Source organism: Devosia sp. Z6_126 (assembly GCF_058133495.1).
The window spans coordinates 1203471-1219777 of record NZ_JBYUNO010000001.1; the positions used below are offsets into that span (position 1 = coordinate 1203471).

Consider the following 16307-nt stretch of genomic DNA (forward strand, 5'->3'; position numbering starts at 1 on the left):
TGGATCATGAGCGAGTGGATCATCGGCACCATTACCCAATGGAGCTATGTGGGGATCTTTCTCCTGATGGTGGCCGAGAACGTTTTTCCACCCATTCCCTCCGAGCTGATCATGCCCTTTGCTGGCTATGTGGCCGCTAGCGGCGAGCTTAATGGCTGGGGCGTGCTGCTCGCCGGCGTGCTGGGGTCGCTCGCGGGCACGTCGGTCTGGTATTTCGCGGCCCGCCTTTTGGGCCTGCATCGCTTCACCCTGCTTTGCAACCGCCTTGGGCGCATCGCCACGGTCAGCGAAGACGATATCGACAAGGCCGTGCACTGGTTCGACCGCCATGGCATCTGGGCGATCCTGTTGGGTCGTTTGATCCCCGCCATCCGCACCCTCATTTCCGTGCCGGCCGGTCTTGCTGCCATGCCCTTTGGCCGCTTCATCACCGTTTCGGCGATCGGCACCGTGCTCTGGACGGGGCTCCTGACCGCCTCAGGCTATCTGCTCCACGAAGGCTATGAAGCCGTCGAGGCTTGGGTCGATCCGGTCTCCACCGGCGTCGTCGTCCTTGCGGTCGTGATCTATCTCTATCGCTTCGCCACCTGGAAGCCGATCAAGGATATCGGCTAGGGATGGGCGCCCGGCCAGAAGCCGGACGCCGTTTGGCTGTTTAAAGCAGCTCTGCGGGCACCTTGCCGCCATTCTCGGCCAGTTTCTGGATCACCGCCTTGTGCAGCCAGATATTCATGGCCGCGCTGTCCTCGGTGCTGCCGGTGTAGTTGAGCTCCTGGGCCAACTCCTTGCGCGCGGCAAGGCTGCTGTCGATGCCTAGAGCTTTCATCAAATCGACGATGGATTTGCGCCAGTCCAGCGTTTGGCCGCTCTTGGCCACCGCGGCATCAAGGATCGCAGCCACGTCGACCTGCGCCCCGCTGCTGGCGCCAGTCGCCGCCGGGGCCGCTGCAGCATTGCCCTGGGCGGCTGGTGCTGTTGGCACCGGCGAGGAAGCTGCGGCCGGCGACGCGGCAGCGCCGGCCGGCTGGCGGCTTGGAGCTGGTGCGGCCGGGGCAGCGCTTGGGGATGCCTGCGCGGGGGCCTGCGCGACGATTGTGGGCTGCGCCTCGTGCTTGCCGAAGATCTTGTCCTTGATGTCGCTGAAAAAACCCATTGCTTGGTTCCTGTTTGTTGTTGGAGCCACTCAACGTCTCGGGCGCAACCCTGTTCCGGGGATCGTCGCTGCCAGCCTTGCATGGGCACTCTTGCCGGAGCGACGCCGAAGCCCTAGATAGCGCCTAGTTATTTCGCGAAGGATCATCCGCTCATGGCCGCCGTCCTCGATGTCATCATGGTTGTCCTCCAGCTCTACTGGTGGATCGTGCTGATCATGATCATCATGAGCTGGCTGATCTCGTTCAACGTCATCAACACCCGCAACGAATTCGTCGCCGCGGTGTGGCGCATGGTCAATCAGCTAACCGAGCCGGTGCTGCGCCCGATCCGCAACATGTTGCCCAATTTCTCGGGCCTCGATATCAGCCCGATCGTGCTGTTCCTGATCATCTTCTTTATCCAGCAGGTGATCCTGCGCTACGGCTATCCCAACGTCGTTTGAGCCAACGCTCCCCTGGCGGATCGATGCCGCCGGGCTGACCCTTCTCGTGCGCGTGCTGCCCAATGCCGGGCGCACCGCCATCGACGAGATCATGGTGCTGGGTGACGGGCGCGCGGCGCTCAAGCTGCGCGTTGCCGCCATCCCCGACAAGAACAAGGCCAATGACGCGGTAATTGCCGTCCTCGCCCAGACGATGGGCATCTCGCGCTCGGCTCTGCGCATCACCTCGGGCGCCACCGCGCGCCTCAAGACCCTTCACATCGCCGGCGACGGCCCGGTTCTGGCCGCCCGGCTTGCCGCCGCTCTCCCAGCGAGCCGCGACAAAACATCGCATTAGCGATTGCCTTGCCGCCCAATCCCCCGCATCATCGCCGCGGAGGGGGTTCGTGGAGGAGCCGGCTCCGCCGATTGGAGGATCGGCGCACCGGGAGCGGATCCCTCAAGGCATTGAGGGGACTTGTGCATGACTTTAGCTTTGTGGCTGATCGTCGTTTGTGGCGGTCTGAGTGTTGTTTATGGCGTGATCACCACGCGTACCCTGTTGGCCGCCGATCCCGGATCGGCGCGCATGCAGGAAATCTCGGCTGCCGTGCGTGAAGGCGCCTCGGCCTATCTCAAGCGTCAATACACCACCATCGCTATTGTCGGCGTGGTGATCTTCATCGCCGCCTGGCTGTTGCTGGGCACCTATGCCGCCATCGGCTTTTTGCTGGGCGCCGTGCTGTCCGGCGCTGCCGGCTTTATCGGCATGAATGTGTCGGTGCGCGCCAATGTGCGCGTCGCCCAAGCCGCCACCACTTCGCTCGCCCGTGGGCTCGATCTCGCCTTCAAGTCGGGTGCCGTCACCGGCATGCTGGTGGCGGGCCTCGGGCTCCTCGGCATCACCGTTTATTTCCTGCTGCTGACCGGCATCGGCTATGCGCCCACCAGCCGCACCGTAATCGATGCCCTGGTGGCGCTGAGCTTTGGCGCTTCCCTCATCTCGATCTTCGCGCGCCTGGGCGGCGGCATCTTCACCAAGGGCGCCGATGTGGGCGGCGACATGGTGGGCAAGGTCGAAGCGGGCATCCCCGAGGATGATCCGCGCAACCCGGCCACCATCGCCGATAATGTGGGCGACAATGTCGGCGATTGCGCCGGCATGGCCGCCGATCTGTTTGAAACCTATGTGGTCACCATCGTTGCCACCATGGTGCTCGCCGCCATCATCCTGCCCGAGGCGCTCAAGCTGGCCGGCATGGTGCTGCCGCTCGCCATTGGCGGGGCTTGCGTTTTGACCTCGATCGCCGGCACCTTTGCGGTGAAACTGGGGGCCAGCAACAACATCATGGGCGCGCTTTACAAGGGCATCATCGCCACCGGCGTGCTGTCCCTGATCGTCCTCGTGCCCGTGCTCTGGCTGATCTTTGGCGACATGAACCTTCTGATCGAAGCCAGCGACAAGGTCTTTACCCCCTGGTCGCTGTTCTGGTGCGGGGTGACGGGCCTGGCCATCACCGGGCTCATCATCGTCATCACCGAATATTACACCGGCACTGGCCGGCGCCCGGTCAATTCCATCGCCGAAGCCTCCGTCACCGGGCACGGCACCAATGTGATCCAGGGTCTTGCGGTGTCGCTCGAATCCACCGCCCTGCCGGCGCTGGTGATCATTGCCGGCATCATCATCACCTATTCGCTGGCGGGGCTCTTCGGCATTGCCGTTGCCGTCGCCACCATGCTGGCGCTGGCCGGTATCGTCGTCGCGCTCGATGCCTTTGGCCCCGTCACCGACAATGCCGGCGGCATTGCCGAAATGGCGGGCCTGCCCGCCGAAGTGCGTCACAACACCGATGCGCTCGATGCGGTGGGCAATACCACCAAGGCCGTCACCAAAGGCTATGCCATCGGCTCGGCGGGCCTTGGGGCGCTGGTGCTGTTTGCCGCCTATACGCAGGACCTCATCTATTTCTCGGCTCTGCCCGACGCCCCGGCGATCTTTGCCGGCATGGGTACGCTCACCTTCTCGCTGGCCGATCCATATGTCGTCGTGGGCCTGCTGTTTGGTGGCCTCTTGCCGTTCCTTTTCGGCGGCATGTCGATGACCGCGGTCGGACGTGCCGCCCAATCGGTCGTGGTGGAAGTGCGCCGCCAGTTCAAGGCCGATCCCGGCATCATGGCCGGCACTTCCAAGCCCGATTATGCCCGCGCCGTGGATATGCTGACCAAAGCCGCGATTCGCGAAATGATCGTGCCGTCGCTCCTGCCGGTGCTGTCGCCCATTGTGGTGTTCTTCCTGATCAACTGGATCGCCGGGCCCGCGGCCGGCTTTTCCGCCCTCGGTGCCATGCTGATGGGCGTGATCGTCACCGGGCTTTTTGTCGCCATTTCCATGACCGCGGGCGGCGGTGCCTGGGACAATGCCAAAAAGAGCTTTGAGGACGGCTTCACCGATAGCCACGGCGTCGTGCACCACAAGGGCAGCGACGCCCACAAGGCTTCCGTCACCGGCGACACTGTCGGTGACCCCTACAAGGACACTGCGGGCCCCGCCGTTAATCCGATGATCAAGATCACCAATATCGTCGCCCTGCTACTGCTCGCCGTCCTGGCCCACTGGGGCTAGCAAGGCATCCGCCTCGACCGAAACTCAAGAAGGCCCGGGGCGTTTCCCGGGCCTTCTTGCCATCAGCCGGAAACCCGAAGCTCCCTTGCCCACGGAAAACACCGACTGATCCTTTCGAGCTAACGGAGGGACCCCCAACAAAATCGCCGCAGAATTGTCGAACTCGGGCCGTTCTGTGCGTCGCAAGAGCAAGTGTCATCCCGATCAGGACAACATCATGCGAAAACTCATAGCCGGCCTGTTTTACTCTGTGGATGGCGTCGCCGAAGCGCCTGACCAGGTTCAATTCGATAGCTTTGACGAGGAACTGGGCGCCCTGATGGACCAGACCATCAGCAGCATCGACGCGGTGTTGATGGGTCGCGTCGGCTTTGAGCAATGGGCGAGCTATTGGCCCAATGCCAGCCAGGACCTCGATTTTGCCGAGTTCATCAATGGCGTGCCCAAATATGTCGCCTCCGAAACCCTGACCCCGCCGCTTGCCTGGAGCAATGCCGAGCTGATCGAGGGGGACCTGCTCGATTTCGTACGCCGGCTCAAGAACCAGCCCGGCGGCGATATCGCCGCCATGGGCGGGTTGTCGCTGGTGCGCCAATTGCTGCTCGCGGGCCTCATGGACGAGCTGGTGCTGATCATGCACCCGGTGATTGCCGGCAAGGGGCGGCACCTGTTCGGCCCCGATGATCCGGCCACCCGCCTCGAGCTCCAGAATATGGAGCGCACCAGCAAGGGCAATGCCATCCTGACCTATAGCCGGCGCGCCGATTAGGCGGTCGATGGGGCAAGGGCTGGATCTTGCTGTTCCAGTGCCGCGATGATCTTGCCGATTGCGGCGAAGAACGCCGCCTGTTCGGCGCTGGAAAGGCTCGCCAGGGCCAGAGCATTGATCGTGTGCACCACCCGCTCCACCTCGGGCAGCAGGGCCAGCCCGGAAGGGGTCAGCACGACGAGCGCGCTGCGCCGGTCCGCCGGGTCGGGCCGGCGGCTGATGAAGCCGTCGCGCTCCATGCGGTTGAGCGTTGCGGCCATTGTTGGTTGCTCCACGGCCGCGCGGCGCGCCAGTTCCTTTTGCGTCAGCGTTCCCCCGTCGCCCAGGGCGAACATCACCGGCATATAGGCGGGCGCAATGCCGGTGGGCTGCAACTGCCGGTCCAGTTCGCGCGCAAACAGCCGCGCGGCCCAGTTGGCGAGGTACCCCGCCGAAGTTTCACGGCTCAGTGTCATTTACATAGCTTGCTATCTTTGTTCATAGGATGCTATGTATAGGCCGTCCCTCCAGCCGGCACAAGGATCACTCCCATGTCGCTCAAGAGTACGCCGCGTCGTTATGGCACTATCGCCATCCTCATCCATTGGATCACCGCGGCGGCCATCGCCGTCATGCTGGGTACCGGCCTGTCTGCCAGCAATGCCAGTGATCCGGCGACCGAAGCGGGCTTGCTGCGCTTTCATGCCATTGTCGGGGTTTGCATCGCCGTGCTGACCGTGTTCCGCATTGTCTGGTGGGTGTTCTTCGATCGCCGGCCCGAGGATGGCGCCAGCCCCTCGCGGCTCGAGCACCTGGCGGCCCGCAGCGTGCACTATGGGCTTTACCTGGTGATCCTTGTCATGGTCGCGAGCGGCATGGGCACCCTGATCACAACCGGCGGCAATCTGGTGCTGTTTGGCGGTGGCGGTGCCTTGCCCGATTTTGCCCTGGCACCACCCTTCACCGTGCATGCGATTGTGGCGCGGCTGCTGCTGATCCTGGCGCTCGGCCACATCGCCGCCGCGCTTTACCACCAGTTCATCCGCCGCGACAATTTGCTGGCCCGCATGGGGCTGGGGCGCTAGAGCCGGGCGAGCTGGGGCAGGGCCGTTTTGGGCCGGGTCAGCGCCTCCGCGATCACGGCCACGCAGTCCTGTGGGGTCATGCTGCCGGTGTCCACTTCCCCGTCATAGATGCCGGGCTGGTGCACCGCCTCCTGCCAGCGCAGCACCGGTGCGGGCACGCCCGGTCCCGCGGCATAGAACCCGTTTTGCGGATCGGCATTGCGGCGCGCCATGATCGTCTCGATCGGGCAACGCACGCCTATAAGCAGTGCATCGAGCCCCGCTAGCTGCCGCGCCGAGCGCGGCAGGATCCCGAGGGGTGCCGAATAGCCGTCGTGGTGCCCGACATCCGCAACCACATCAAAGCCTTCGCGGGCATGCGCGGCGATCGAGGCGTAAAGCGCGTGATAAAGCCGGACCACCACCGGCTCGAGATCGGGCCGCTCACCGCCCGGCCGCAACCCAATTCCCGGGCGCAGCACTTCGGGCAGGGTGGCGTTCTGGCCATCCACCCCTAGATTGATCCACTGCCCGGGCAGGCTGTCCTGCACGGCCCGGGCGATGCTCGATTTACCCGAGCGCGGCGCGCCATTGAGGATGACGACCCGGCCGCTCATTGCCGCTTGCCGGGAATATCCTGGCCATTCTGGTGCAGCACGAGCCCGGTGACCTGCCCCTCGGCATTGAGCTCGAAGCTGATCTGGGCGTCGACCACGGTGTAAAAGAACTCGGTTTCGCTTTGCGGCAGCACTTCCAGCCGCTCTTGCCCGCTCGCCTGCACGAACAGCCGCCCCCCTTCGCTCGTGACCACCAGGTCGAATTCGGGCCCCAGCCGATAAGTGCCGGCATAGCGCGGCAGCAGCCCTGGATCGATGCTGACCGGCTCTCGCCGCTCTGGTTGTGGCGCCAGCGGCAGGCTGGCCTCGAGCAGGTGAAAGCCTAAATCTTCGATCCCGGTTTGCGTCACCGCATTGGCCAGCACCACCGCGCCCGCTTTGCTTTCGGGCGCATAGCCGATGAAGCTGTTGAAGCCCCCCGTGATGCCATTGTGCCAGATCAGTGGGCCGGTTGGGCCATTAAGCACCATCCAGCCCAGCCCAATCCGCATATTGGGCGAACCAGCCGGTCGTTGCTCGGCCAGCATCAGCGCGAAGGCTGGAGCGAGATCGGTTACCACAGCGCCGCTGGCGGCCTGGACGAAGCGGGTGAGATCGGCGGCGGTGGAGCAATAACCACCCGCCGGGGCAAACACGTCAAAGCCCCAATGGGGTACCGCATTGCCGGCCCGGTCATGCCCGGTGGCAAACCGCCCGGGATCGACCGGCACAAGGCCAGTCTCGGTCATGCCCAGGGGCTCAAGAATGCGCTCGCGCACAAGATCGGCGTAGGGTTTCCCCCCGGTATGCTCGAGCGCCAGTCCGAGGAGCGCCGCCCCGGTATTGGAATATTCAAATTGGCTGCCCGGTTCCCGGAGCAGCGTGTAGCCCGTCAGAAACGCCAGCAGCTGTTCGGCGCTGTAGCCGCGATATGGATCGGCGGGATCTGCCACGCCCAGATCGGGGGGAATGGCGGGCAGGCCCGCACTGTGCGTCGCAAGATCAAACAGGGTAATCTCGCGGCCGGCAAGGCTGGGTACCGCCGTGCCGGCCGGCAGGTAGTTGGCAACGGGTGCATGAAGGCTCACCGCGCCATCGAGCACAAGTTGCGCCAGCAGCAGATTGGTGAAGAGCTTGCTGATCGAGCCGATCTCGAAGATCGTCGTTTCGCTTACCGGCGCGCCGCCCTCGGCAACAACGCCATGGCCGGCAAATTGGACCTCGCCATTGTGCAGCCGGGCCGTCGCAATACCCTTGCCTTGCCCGGCGCGATCGAGCCGGTCAGCTAAAGCCGCAGCGATGTCGGGCGAGGAGGATGATGCTGTCTGGGCCAGCGCCGGGGTGGCGCAAAGGCCCAGGGTAAGCAGCGTTGCAGTTCGACGGTTCATCAGTGGCCCTCGCAGGTGCATTGCTCGAAGGCTGCACCCGCGTTGCGGCCAAGATGGGGCAGGGCCTATTGGGCGCCCTTGGCCATCTCGATGGAATCGAGAATCACCTTGCGCGCATCGGCCAGATTGCCGATCCGGTCGATCTTGGCCCATTTGCCGGGCTCGAGATCCTTGTAGTGCGTGAAGAAGTGCTTCACCCGCTCAAGCTGGATTTCCGGGAAATCCTCGATATCGAGGATGTTGTCATACATGCGCGTCAGCTTGGACACGGGCACCGCGATGATCTTTTCATCCTGCCCGCCATCGTCTTCCATGAACAACACGCCAACCGGGCGCGAGCGCACCACGGCGCCCGGCACCAGCGGGCGCGAATTCATCACGATCACATCGAGCGGGTCGCCGTCGCCACACAGCGTATGGGGCACAAAGCCGTAATTGCCGGGATAGCGCATTGGGGTGTAGAGGAACCGGTCCACGAACAGCGCGCCCGAGGCCTTGTCGATTTCGTACTTGATCGGCTCGCCGCCCAAAGGCACTTCGATGATCACATTGAGGTCTTCGGGCGGGTTCTTGCCGATTGGAATGGCGTCGATGTTCATTGGGCGTTCAGCCTTGGTTCATCTGGGTGGCGAAAAGGTGGCGGCCTTGTTGCCCAGAACCGCCAGCAAAAGCAAGCCTCTTGCCTGTAGTGGCTTATTTCACCACCAAAACCGGCACTTTGGCGCGCGCCAGCACCTCGGCCGCCTGGCTGCCCAGCAATAATCGCCCTAGTCCCCGCCGCCCATGCGAGCCCATCACGATCAGATCACTTCCCTGCTGCTCGGCCGTTTCGATGATGCCGTCAGCCGCTAGATGGTCGGGCAGGTGCAGCGTTTCGGCAGCTATTCCAAAGGCTTGCGCCTGCTCCTGCGCCGCCGCCAGCACCTTGCCGGCACGTTCGCGATAGCCATCCTCGAGCTGGGTGATCAGCGGCCCCGCATCGATCTGGCCAAATCCACCCGTGCCCCCGACCATGGTCGCCACCGGGTCGGTCACGGTCAAAACGGTCACCTTTCCGCCACTGCCCTTGCCTAGGTTGAGCGCCGCAGCGAGGGCCTTGTCGCCCAGTTCGGAGCCGTCGGTGGCGATGAGGATGTTGTTGAACATCGGCGTTTCTCCCTGTGATGGAATGGCTTGCAACGGTTTTGTAGCAGAAACACAAAGGTGGCGAATTTGATCTCGATCAGAATGGCAGGGCTATTTTGCCTCGGTGCGGCATTGGGGGCCAGTGCCTTGGCGACCCCCGCACTGGCCCAATCGGGTTTCAACAGCGCTTATACCGATCTGGACCTGAACGAGTGCCTCGTGCTCGACGCTGACGATTTCGGCGCCAGCTGGGCCTGCCCCGGCTACAAAGGCTTTCCGCTCAAGGTCATGGAAGGGGATCTGCGCTTTTCCCTGGCCTATGGCTTTGGCGACAACAACGAAAACGGCGCCCAAACCCTGCCGCCCTTCAACCGCCTCGGCCCCAAGCTGGAATGGCGGCTGTCCAACGCCTCAGGCCGCTGGCTGCCTATCTCGACCATCGTGCGCTACCACACTGCCGATGCCGAAACGGGCGAAGACAGCAACGAGATCCTGGTGGTTAGCCAGATTGCCGAAGGCAATTCCTGTCACATCGCCTATGTGGACGCCTTGGCTAATCCCGATGCCAACGAGTTGGCGCGTGCCGCCGCCGACCAGGCTGGCGAGTTCGATTGTGCGCTTGATGAAGCCAAAACCATCGGCACCTTCAAGGCCTGGTAGCTCAAGAGGATCGAGATTTGCCGATCTGGTTGCGCAGCACGGTGCGTTCGCGCGAAGGTACGCCGATCAGCTCGGCGATGCGCCAGACCATGTTGTCCTCAAGTTCGTGATTCTTGCCATCGGCAAACACCACTTCCCACATCATGCGGATGATGGCGATGCGATCCTCGAGCTCCAGCGCGGTTAAGGCCGAGGTAAAGCGGTAGAAATCCACCGCCTCGGCATCGCGCATGGCGCCTTGCCGCACCAGTTTATCCACAGTCGCTTCATCGAGTTGGTAGTGGCTCATCAGCGCAGTCTTGATGGCCTGCTGCTCTTCGGGCTTCATCTGCCCGTCTACCGATGCCAGATGCACCAGGAGGGCTGCTGCCGCCAGTTGCGGATCATGCTCGTCCATTGCCGTTTCTGGTTTTGCAAACAAGCGAGTAAGGGCGTCGAACATGCAAAAAACCTCTGCCGGCATCTGGCCTTTCGGCGGTAAGAGGAAAGCGCTAAGGCGCGGTTAGCGTTCCATCCTTCATTGCGAGGGCGGTGGATGGCAAAGGTTAACCTTTTCCCCAACCCCGCAAAAAGACTCGGCTTGACTCCGGAACCCGGTCCGTAGTGTTCTTGTTTTGTTCTGAACCAAGAACCGAAAGCCCCATGAGCGACCTTGACCGCCAAACGCGCCTTGCGGCGCTGCGCACCCGTATTGCCGATCTCGAACGCCGCCCGGCCCTGGCCGAAACGGCGGCACCGGGAGCGATGGCGGGCGGCTTTCCCTTGGCTGGCCCGGGGGTGGTGCATGAAGTGTTCGCCGATGAACGGCGCAATGGCGGCGCTGTGCTGGGGTTTGCGCTGGGGCAGGCGCGGGGATTGCTGGGGGGCACCCGCCAAGCAGTGGTTTATCTGCAGATGACGGCCGATGCTCAGGAAATGGGTCTGCCCTATGGCAGCGGGCTGCAGTTTTTCGGCTTTGATGCGGCTGACCTGGTGCTGATCCGGCCTGCCAATATCGCCGAATTGCTGTGGGCAGCTGAAGAAGCGCTGGGCTGCGGGGCGGTGGCGGCCGTGGTCGCCGACGTCGCGGGCCAGCCCAAGATTCTCGATTTCACCGCCAGCCGGCGCCTCAGCATGCGCGCCCAAAGCGGCGGGGCATCGGTGTTTCTGCTGCGCTATGGGCGCTGGCGCGAATCGAGCGCCGCGCAGTTGCGCTGGCACCTGGCGCCCCTGCTGAGCTCACCCACCCCCTTTGATGCCCGTGCCCCAGGGGCGAGCCGCTGGAGCGCCCGGCTGGAAAAGGGCGCGCTTGGGCAAGGCCATGGTGGCGAATGGATCCTGGAGTGGACAGAAAATGGCTTTCGAGCAGAACAGTCAGACCGCCCCGGTCTGGATGGAACAACGGGGAGCACGGCGCTTCCTGGCGCTGTACCTGCCCGATTGGGCGACCGACTATCTCAAGCGGGCTGACCGGCAGCTGCAGTCACCCCTGGCGCTCTTTGAGCGCATCAAGGGGGGCATGCGGCTGGCAGCGGTGGACCGGGAAGCGGCGGCGGCTGGCCTTAGCCCAGGGCAGAACCTAGCCGATGCGCGCGCGCTGGTGCCTAATCTGCACACGCTGGCCATCGACCGGCCGCTCCTGGAAGCCGCCTTTGCCGATTTTGCTGATTGGCATTCCAATGCCAGCCCGCTGGTCGCGGTGCTGCCCGACATGAGCCCCTTTGGCGATCTGGTGCTCGATATCACCGGAGTATCGCATCTGTTTGGCGGCGAGGAAGCGATGCTTGCGACCCTGCTCAAGCGGCTGGCGGTTCTGGGCTATCGGGTCCAGGGCGCGGTGGCCTCCACCGTGGGCGCAGCCTGGGCTGTTGCCCATTTTGCCGCCAACCAGGTGGTGGCTGCGGCCGATACCGAGCGGGTCCTGGCGCATCTGCCGGTCGCCGCGCTTCGCCTCAGCCCGATCCAGATTGCCGGGCTCAATGCCATGGGGCTCAAGCAGGTAGGGCAGGTGCGCGGGCGCGAGCGCAAGGCCCTGCAGGCCCGGTTCGGCTTGTCGCTGCTGACCCGGCTCGACCAAGCCTATGGCGCACTCGAAGAACGTCCCGTGCCCCGCCTGCCCCTGGCTGAACGCTATGCCGAGCGCCGCTTTGCCGACCCGATCGGCTTGATGGACGATGTGCTGATGTGTGCCCATGACCTGGCGGTGCAGATTGGGCTGCGGCTCGAAAGCGAAGGGCTGGGTGCGCAAAGCTTTCATCTGTTCCTCTATCGGGTGGACCACAAGGTGATGTGTCTGTCGGTCAATGCGGCCCGGGCCACGCGAGACCCTGCCCATATTGCGCGTCTTTTCGCCCATCGCTCCGAGCGGCTGGGCGGAGATTACGATGCGGGGTTTGGCATTGATGCGATCCGGCTTGCTGCCAGCTCGGTGTCCCCGCTCGATGCCGTGCAGGTGGGCGCCTTTGCCGCTGCCGACGGGGGACAGGATCTGGACCGGCTTTATGACCGCATGGCTAGCCGCCTGGGGGCGCTGGCGGTGCTGCGCACCAAATTCAGCAATACCCATATTCCCGAGCGGGCCGTGCGGCTGGAGCCGGTGATCGCCCGCACCCCTGACGATCCCGAAGCGCTGCCCGATCCCGGCCGGGCGCGGCCGCTGCGGCTCCTGCCGGTGCCCGAGCCCATCACCATCACCGCCGCCCAGGTGCCCGATGGTCCTCCCGCCGGCATGATCTGGCGGCGGGTGGGGTACCAGTTCATCAAGACCTCGGGGCCCGAGCGCCTGGCGGCCGAATGGTGGCGCAGCGGCCAGCGCCTGCAACTGGTGCCGCCCCAGGGACAGAAGAGCAAGCCGGAGCAGGCTCAGCCCTATCTGCCCCAATTGGTGCGCTTTGATCCCGAAGCGCAAACGCGCGATTATTTCATCGCCGAGGATGATGGCGGGCGCCGGTTCTGGCTCTATCGGCAGGGCTTTTATGGCGGCGCCACCGGGCCCTCCTGGTATCTGCATGGGTTCTTTTCATGAATGAGGTGCTCTCATTTCCCCGTTCCGGGAGCGGGCGGGAGCAGCCGCCGGCGCCGCAATTTGCGGAACTGGTGAGCACCAGCAATTTCTCGTTTCTGCGCAGCGGCTCGCACCCCGAAGAGTTGGTATCAGCCGCCATTCACTATGGCATGACCGGGCTTGGGCTATGCGATCGCAACAGCTTTGCCGGCGTGGTGCGCGGCTACATGGTGGCGCGAGACATGGGGCCGCAGGCGCCCGGCTTTCGTTATCTCGTGGGCGTACGGCTGGTGTTCAGCGACGGCACACCCGACATCATCGCCTATCCCAGTGACCGGCAGGCCTATGGCCGCCTGTGCCAGCTGCTGACGCTGGGCAATGGGCGAGGGGAAAAGGGCGCTCCGGTGCTGTATCTCGCCGATCTTCTGGAAAGGGACGAAGCGGGGGAAAAAGCGGCGGCGGGGCAGCTCCTCATCCTCATGCCCGATGAAAGCGATTGGGATTTGACCGAGCGCACGCTGCAAACCCTGGCCGGGCAGGCCAAGGGGCGGGTGTGGGTTGCTGCCGCCCCCCGCTACGCCGGCTCCGATCGGGCCCGGTTCAACCGCATTGCCGAGATGGGGCACCGGCATGGCGTGCCCATGCTCGCCACCAATGACGTTTTATACCACGAGCCCAACCGGCGGATGGTGCAGGATGTGGTCAGCTGCATCCGTCAGCACCTGACCCTTGAAACCGCCGGCAGGCGGCTCGAAGCTAATGCCGAACGCCATCTCAAGCCCGGCCGGGAAATGGCAAGGCTCTTTGCCGAACATCCCGATGCCCTCCGGCAAACCCAGCTGCTGATGGACCGGATTGGCTTTTCGCTCGACCAGCTCAAATACAACTATCCCGAGGAAACGGTCGGCAATGGGGAAACCGCCCAGCAGACCCTTGAGCGCTTGACCTGGGCCGGCGCAGCCAGGCGCTTTCCCGATGGGGTGCCCGACGAGGTCAAGCGCATGATCTGGAGCGAATTGTGCCTGATCGCCTATAAGCGCTACGCGGCCTATTTCCTGACGGTCCATGACATCGTGATGTTTGCCCGCTACGAGCGCAAGATCCTGTGCCAGGGGCGCGGTTCGGCGGCCAATTCCACCGTCTGCTTTTGCCTTGAGATCACCGAGGTCAATCCGGTCACCGGCAATCTGGTGTTCGGGCGCTTCATTTCCACCGAACGCGACGAGCCGCCCGATATCGACGTCGATTTCGAGCATGAGCGGCGCGAAGAGGTGATGCAATATGTTTACCAGAAATATGGGGGCAAGCGCACGGGCCTCACCGCCAATGTGATTTCCTATCGCTCCAAGAGCGCCATGCGCGAAGCGGCCAAGGTGTTCGGGGTGGCCGAGGATACGGTGGCTGCGCTCAACCAGATGCAATGGGGCTGGGGTGCCCCTTTCGATCTGCGCGAAGTCGAGCGGATCGGCATGCATCCCGATGATCCCGTGCTCGCCCAATTGTTCGAGGTGACCAAGGTTCTGCATGGCTTTCCACGCCATCTGAGCCAGCATGTGGGTGGGTTCGTCATCACCCGGGACTCACTGGAAAGTCTGGTGCCGATCAGCAAATCGGCCATGGAAAGCCGCACCATCATCGAGTGGAACAAGGACGATATCGACGCGCTGGGCATTCTCAAGGTCGATATTCTGGCACTCGGCATGTTGTCTTGCCTGCGGCGCGGTTTTGAGCTGATGCACCGCCACTACAATCAGGAGATCCGGCTGGTAGATCTTTTGGCTGAAGAAACCGATCCCGACCAATCCAAGAAGGCGCGAGTTTATGCCATGACCCACCGCGCCGATACGATCGGGGTGTTCCAGATCGAAAGCCGGGCGCAGATGTCCATGCTGCCGCGGATGCGGCCGCAAAGATTTTATGACCTTGTGATCGAGGTGGCCATTGTGCGGCCAGGGCCAATCCAGGGCGGCATGGTGCATCCCTATCTGCGGCGCCGGCTAGGCAATGAGGAGGTCACCTATCCCAAGCCCGAGCTCAAGGCCGTGCTGGGGCGCACCCTCGGTATTCCCTTGTTTCAGGAGCAGGCCATGCAGATCGCCGTGGTCGGGGCGGGCTTTTCGGCTGGGAAGGCCGACCAGTTGCGCCGGGCCATGGCCGCGTGGCGACGCACCGGCCAGATCGCGCAATTCGGCGAGGAGTTCATCGCCGGGATGCTCGCCAATGGCTATGAGCTGGAGTTCGCCAAAAGCTGCTTTGCGCAAATCCAGGGTTTTGCCGAATATGGCTTTCCCGAAAGCCATGCGGCTTCGTTCGCGCTGCTGGTTTATGCCTCCTGCTGGCTCAAATGCCATTATCCCGATGTGTTTGCCTGCGCGCTGCTCAACAGCCAGCCCATGGGCTTCTATGCTCCCTCCCAGATTATCCGCGATGCGGTCGAGCATGGGGTGGAAGTGCGGCCCGTCGATATCAACCGCTCCCACCTCGAGCATGTGCTGGAAGGCAATAGCCGCCCGGCGGCCGAGCATTTGTGGGTGCAGCATGCCGAAATGGTGGGCGACATCCGCTCTACCCATGCCATCCGGCTGGGGCTGTCGGCGATCAAGGGCCTTAAGGAGGACCACGCCAACCGTCTCGTCGCCCGCCGCGGGCGGGGCTATGATTCCGTGCGCGATCTGTGGCTGCGCACCGGGCTGCCGGTAGCGAGCCTGGAGATCCTGGCGCAGGCGGATGCCTTTGGCTCACTGGGGCTATCGCGTCGCGATGCGGCCTGGGCGGTAAAAGGGCTGACGGCCACTGCCGGCGCCGAAACGCTGCCCTTGTTTGCCGCCACCCCAGGGGCGCAATCGCTCGGCGAAGGAGAAGCCGATGCGGGCCTGCCGCCGATGCCGCCCGGCGAAGAGGTGATCCATGATTATCGCCACCTCAGCTTCTCGCTAAAAGGCCACCCGGTGCATTTTGCCCGGCCGCAGCTAGAAAGGCGCGGCGTGGTCAAGGCCAGCGCCTTGCTGGGGCTTTCCCCCGGCCGGCAAGTGGAGGTGGCGGGTCTGGTGCTGGTGCGCCAGCGGCCGGGCACTGCGCAGGGAGTGATCTTTGCTACCCTCGAGGATGAAACCGGCGTGGCCAATATAATCGTGTGGCCAAAAGTGTTTGAAGCCAATCGGCGCGTGGTGCTGGGTGCGCGCATGCTGGCGGTCAAGGGCGAGCTGCAGCGGGAGGGTCTCGTGATCCATATTGTTGCCCGACAGCTGACGGACCTGACACCAACCCTCTTGGACATTGCCGATGGTCATCCCTTGGGCGATGCCGTGTTGGCGCGTGCGGACGAAGGGCGCACCGGCACCCCGGGCAGCCGGGGACCGGAACGAGACCAGTTGCGCCACGAAGATACAGCCCGCCGCCACGCCCATGCGGCCCTGCCCAGCGGACGCAATTTTCACTAGGCGGGTCGTTCCTGAAAAAGCTCGCAAGCGGCTTTCCGGTATCGCTCTCGGTAATTTACGTATTGAGGACACGATCTCAAGCCCTCCTTAACCTCGATAAG

17 protein-coding genes are annotated in these 16307 nt (G+C 63.7%); 10 read left to right on the top strand and 7 right to left on the bottom strand.

The window, feature by feature from the left end:
• The first annotated feature begins 6 nt into the window (after window positions 1-6).
• Entirely contained in the window at window positions 7-615 is a 609-nt protein-coding gene (locus AC3YOG_RS05870; RefSeq protein WP_489934420.1) for a DedA family protein, read from the top strand.
• A gap of 40 nt (window positions 616-655) precedes the next feature.
• Here AC3YOG_RS05870 and AC3YOG_RS05875 read toward each other — a convergent pair whose 3' ends face one another.
• The gene (locus AC3YOG_RS05875; RefSeq protein WP_489934421.1) at window positions 656-1153 is read right to left on the bottom strand and encodes a DUF3597 domain-containing protein; all 498 of its coding nucleotides are present in this window, start codon (window positions 1151-1153) and stop codon (window positions 656-658) included.
• Between the two features lie 153 nt (window positions 1154-1306).
• On the opposite strand from AC3YOG_RS05875, the gene AC3YOG_RS05880 reads away from it, so the two are divergent.
• The 4 genes from AC3YOG_RS05880 (at window position 1307) to AC3YOG_RS05895 (ending at window position 4971) form a co-directional block, all read left to right on the top strand.
• Entirely contained in the window at window positions 1307-1597 is a 291-nt protein-coding gene (locus AC3YOG_RS05880; protein WP_489889669.1) for a YggT family protein, read from the top strand.
• A 46-nt stretch (window positions 1598-1643) separates the two neighbouring features.
• Window positions 1644-1934: a DUF167 family protein gene (locus AC3YOG_RS05885; RefSeq protein WP_489934422.1), complete on the top strand. Its 291-nt coding sequence runs from the start codon at window positions 1644-1646 to the stop codon at window positions 1932-1934.
• Between the two features lie 126 nt (window positions 1935-2060).
• Window positions 2061-4202 (top strand): sodium-translocating pyrophosphatase, encoded by a 2142-nt coding sequence (locus AC3YOG_RS05890; RefSeq protein WP_489934423.1) that lies wholly within the window; start codon window positions 2061-2063, stop codon window positions 4200-4202.
• Between the two features lie 217 nt (window positions 4203-4419).
• Window positions 4420-4971 (top strand): dihydrofolate reductase family protein, encoded by a 552-nt coding sequence (locus tag AC3YOG_RS05895; RefSeq protein ID WP_489934424.1) that lies wholly within the window; start codon window positions 4420-4422, stop codon window positions 4969-4971.
• Here the strand turns inward: AC3YOG_RS05895 and AC3YOG_RS05900 are convergent.
• On the bottom strand, window positions 4968-5426 hold the full coding sequence (locus AC3YOG_RS05900) for a MarR family winged helix-turn-helix transcriptional regulator (RefSeq protein ID WP_489934425.1): 459 nt from the start codon (window positions 5424-5426) through the stop codon (window positions 4968-4970). The two genes, AC3YOG_RS05895 and AC3YOG_RS05900, sit on opposite strands and share 4 nt — an antisense overlap.
• Window positions 5427-5501: 75 nt before the next feature.
• On the opposite strand from AC3YOG_RS05900, the gene AC3YOG_RS05905 reads away from it, so the two are divergent.
• The gene (locus tag AC3YOG_RS05905; RefSeq protein WP_127754718.1) at window positions 5502-6035 is read left to right on the top strand and encodes a cytochrome b; all 534 of its coding nucleotides are present in this window, start codon (window positions 5502-5504) and stop codon (window positions 6033-6035) included.
• Here the strand turns inward: AC3YOG_RS05905 and AC3YOG_RS05910 are convergent.
• From AC3YOG_RS05910 to AC3YOG_RS05925, 4 genes are all read right to left on the bottom strand, one after another.
• Window positions 6032-6631 carry a chloramphenicol phosphotransferase CPT family protein gene (locus AC3YOG_RS05910; RefSeq protein WP_489934426.1) on the bottom strand — a complete coding sequence of 200 codons (600 nt, stop codon included), beginning with the start codon at window positions 6629-6631 and terminating at the stop codon, window positions 6032-6034. The genes AC3YOG_RS05905 and AC3YOG_RS05910 overlap by 4 nt on opposite strands.
• Complete coding sequence (locus AC3YOG_RS05915; protein ID WP_489934427.1) at window positions 6628-7998, bottom strand: serine hydrolase; 1371 nt, start codon at window positions 7996-7998, stop codon at window positions 6628-6630. Before AC3YOG_RS05915 ends, AC3YOG_RS05910 begins: the two co-directional genes overlap by 4 nt.
• 65 nt (window positions 7999-8063) lie before the next feature.
• Window positions 8064-8597: an inorganic diphosphatase gene (ppa, locus tag AC3YOG_RS05920; protein ID WP_127754715.1), complete on the bottom strand. Its 534-nt coding sequence runs from the start codon at window positions 8595-8597 to the stop codon at window positions 8064-8066.
• A 94-nt stretch (window positions 8598-8691) separates the two neighbouring features.
• The gene (locus tag AC3YOG_RS05925; protein ID WP_489934428.1) at window positions 8692-9144 is read right to left on the bottom strand and encodes a universal stress protein; all 453 of its coding nucleotides are present in this window, start codon (window positions 9142-9144) and stop codon (window positions 8692-8694) included.
• A 66-nt stretch (window positions 9145-9210) separates the two neighbouring features.
• Here AC3YOG_RS05925 and AC3YOG_RS05930 point away from each other — a divergent pair, with 66 nt between their 5' ends.
• The gene (locus tag AC3YOG_RS05930; RefSeq protein ID WP_489934429.1) at window positions 9211-9783 is read left to right on the top strand and encodes a hypothetical protein; all 573 of its coding nucleotides are present in this window, start codon (window positions 9211-9213) and stop codon (window positions 9781-9783) included.
• Window position 9784: 1 nt separating this feature from the next.
• Here AC3YOG_RS05930 and AC3YOG_RS05935 read toward each other — a convergent pair whose 3' ends face one another.
• The gene (locus AC3YOG_RS05935) at window positions 9785-10225 is read right to left on the bottom strand and encodes a tellurite resistance TerB family protein (RefSeq protein ID WP_489934430.1); all 441 of its coding nucleotides are present in this window, start codon (window positions 10223-10225) and stop codon (window positions 9785-9787) included.
• Between the two features lie 200 nt (window positions 10226-10425).
• Here AC3YOG_RS05935 and AC3YOG_RS05940 point away from each other — a divergent pair, with 200 nt between their 5' ends.
• The 3 genes from AC3YOG_RS05940 to AC3YOG_RS05950 are packed head-to-tail and all read left to right on the top strand — an operon-like array spanning window position 10426 to window position 16206.
• Window positions 10426-11232: an ImuA family protein gene (locus AC3YOG_RS05940; protein WP_489934431.1), complete on the top strand. Its 807-nt coding sequence runs from the start codon at window positions 10426-10428 to the stop codon at window positions 11230-11232.
• Window positions 11117-12787: a Y-family DNA polymerase gene (locus AC3YOG_RS05945; protein ID WP_489934432.1), complete on the top strand. Its 1671-nt coding sequence runs from the start codon at window positions 11117-11119 to the stop codon at window positions 12785-12787. The genes AC3YOG_RS05940 and AC3YOG_RS05945 overlap by 116 nt, the downstream gene beginning before the upstream one ends.
• Window positions 12784-16206, top strand: coding sequence for an error-prone DNA polymerase (locus AC3YOG_RS05950; protein ID WP_489934433.1), 3423 nt, complete (start codon window positions 12784-12786; stop codon window positions 16204-16206). The genes AC3YOG_RS05945 and AC3YOG_RS05950 overlap by 4 nt, the downstream gene beginning before the upstream one ends.
• Window positions 16207-16307 lie beyond the last annotated feature (101 nt).

Excerpts from the sequence above, each read along its gene's own strand:
- AC3YOG_RS05870 (WP_489934420.1), top strand. The coding sequence starts at position 7 with ATGAGCGAGTGGATCATCGGCACCATTACCCAATGGAGCTATGTGGGG.
- AC3YOG_RS05875 (WP_489934421.1), bottom strand. The coding sequence starts at position 1,153 with ATGGGTTTTTTCAGCGACATCAAGGACAAGATCTTCGGCAAGCACGAG.
- AC3YOG_RS05880 (WP_489889669.1), top strand. The coding sequence starts at position 1,307 with ATGGCCGCCGTCCTCGATGTCATCATGGTTGTCCTCCAGCTCTACTGG.
- AC3YOG_RS05890 (WP_489934423.1), top strand. The coding sequence starts at position 2,061 with ATGACTTTAGCTTTGTGGCTGATCGTCGTTTGTGGCGGTCTGAGTGTT.
- AC3YOG_RS05895 (WP_489934424.1), top strand. The coding sequence starts at position 4,420 with ATGCGAAAACTCATAGCCGGCCTGTTTTACTCTGTGGATGGCGTCGCC.
- AC3YOG_RS05900 (WP_489934425.1), bottom strand. The coding sequence starts at position 5,426 with ATGACACTGAGCCGTGAAACTTCGGCGGGGTACCTCGCCAACTGGGCC.
- AC3YOG_RS05905 (WP_127754718.1), top strand. The coding sequence starts at position 5,502 with ATGTCGCTCAAGAGTACGCCGCGTCGTTATGGCACTATCGCCATCCTC.
- AC3YOG_RS05910 (WP_489934426.1), bottom strand. The coding sequence starts at position 6,631 with ATGAGCGGCCGGGTCGTCATCCTCAATGGCGCGCCGCGCTCGGGTAAA.
- AC3YOG_RS05915 (WP_489934427.1), bottom strand. The coding sequence starts at position 7,998 with ATGAACCGTCGAACTGCAACGCTGCTTACCCTGGGCCTTTGCGCCACC.
- ppa (WP_127754715.1), bottom strand. The coding sequence starts at position 8,597 with ATGAACATCGACGCCATTCCAATCGGCAAGAACCCGCCCGAAGACCTC.
- AC3YOG_RS05925 (WP_489934428.1), bottom strand. The coding sequence starts at position 9,144 with ATGTTCAACAACATCCTCATCGCCACCGACGGCTCCGAACTGGGCGAC.
- AC3YOG_RS05935 (WP_489934430.1), bottom strand. The coding sequence starts at position 10,225 with ATGTTCGACGCCCTTACTCGCTTGTTTGCAAAACCAGAAACGGCAATG.
- AC3YOG_RS05940 (WP_489934431.1), top strand. The coding sequence starts at position 10,426 with ATGAGCGACCTTGACCGCCAAACGCGCCTTGCGGCGCTGCGCACCCGT.
- AC3YOG_RS05945 (WP_489934432.1), top strand. The coding sequence starts at position 11,117 with ATGGCTTTCGAGCAGAACAGTCAGACCGCCCCGGTCTGGATGGAACAA.
- AC3YOG_RS05950 (WP_489934433.1), top strand. The coding sequence starts at position 12,784 with ATGAATGAGGTGCTCTCATTTCCCCGTTCCGGGAGCGGGCGGGAGCAG.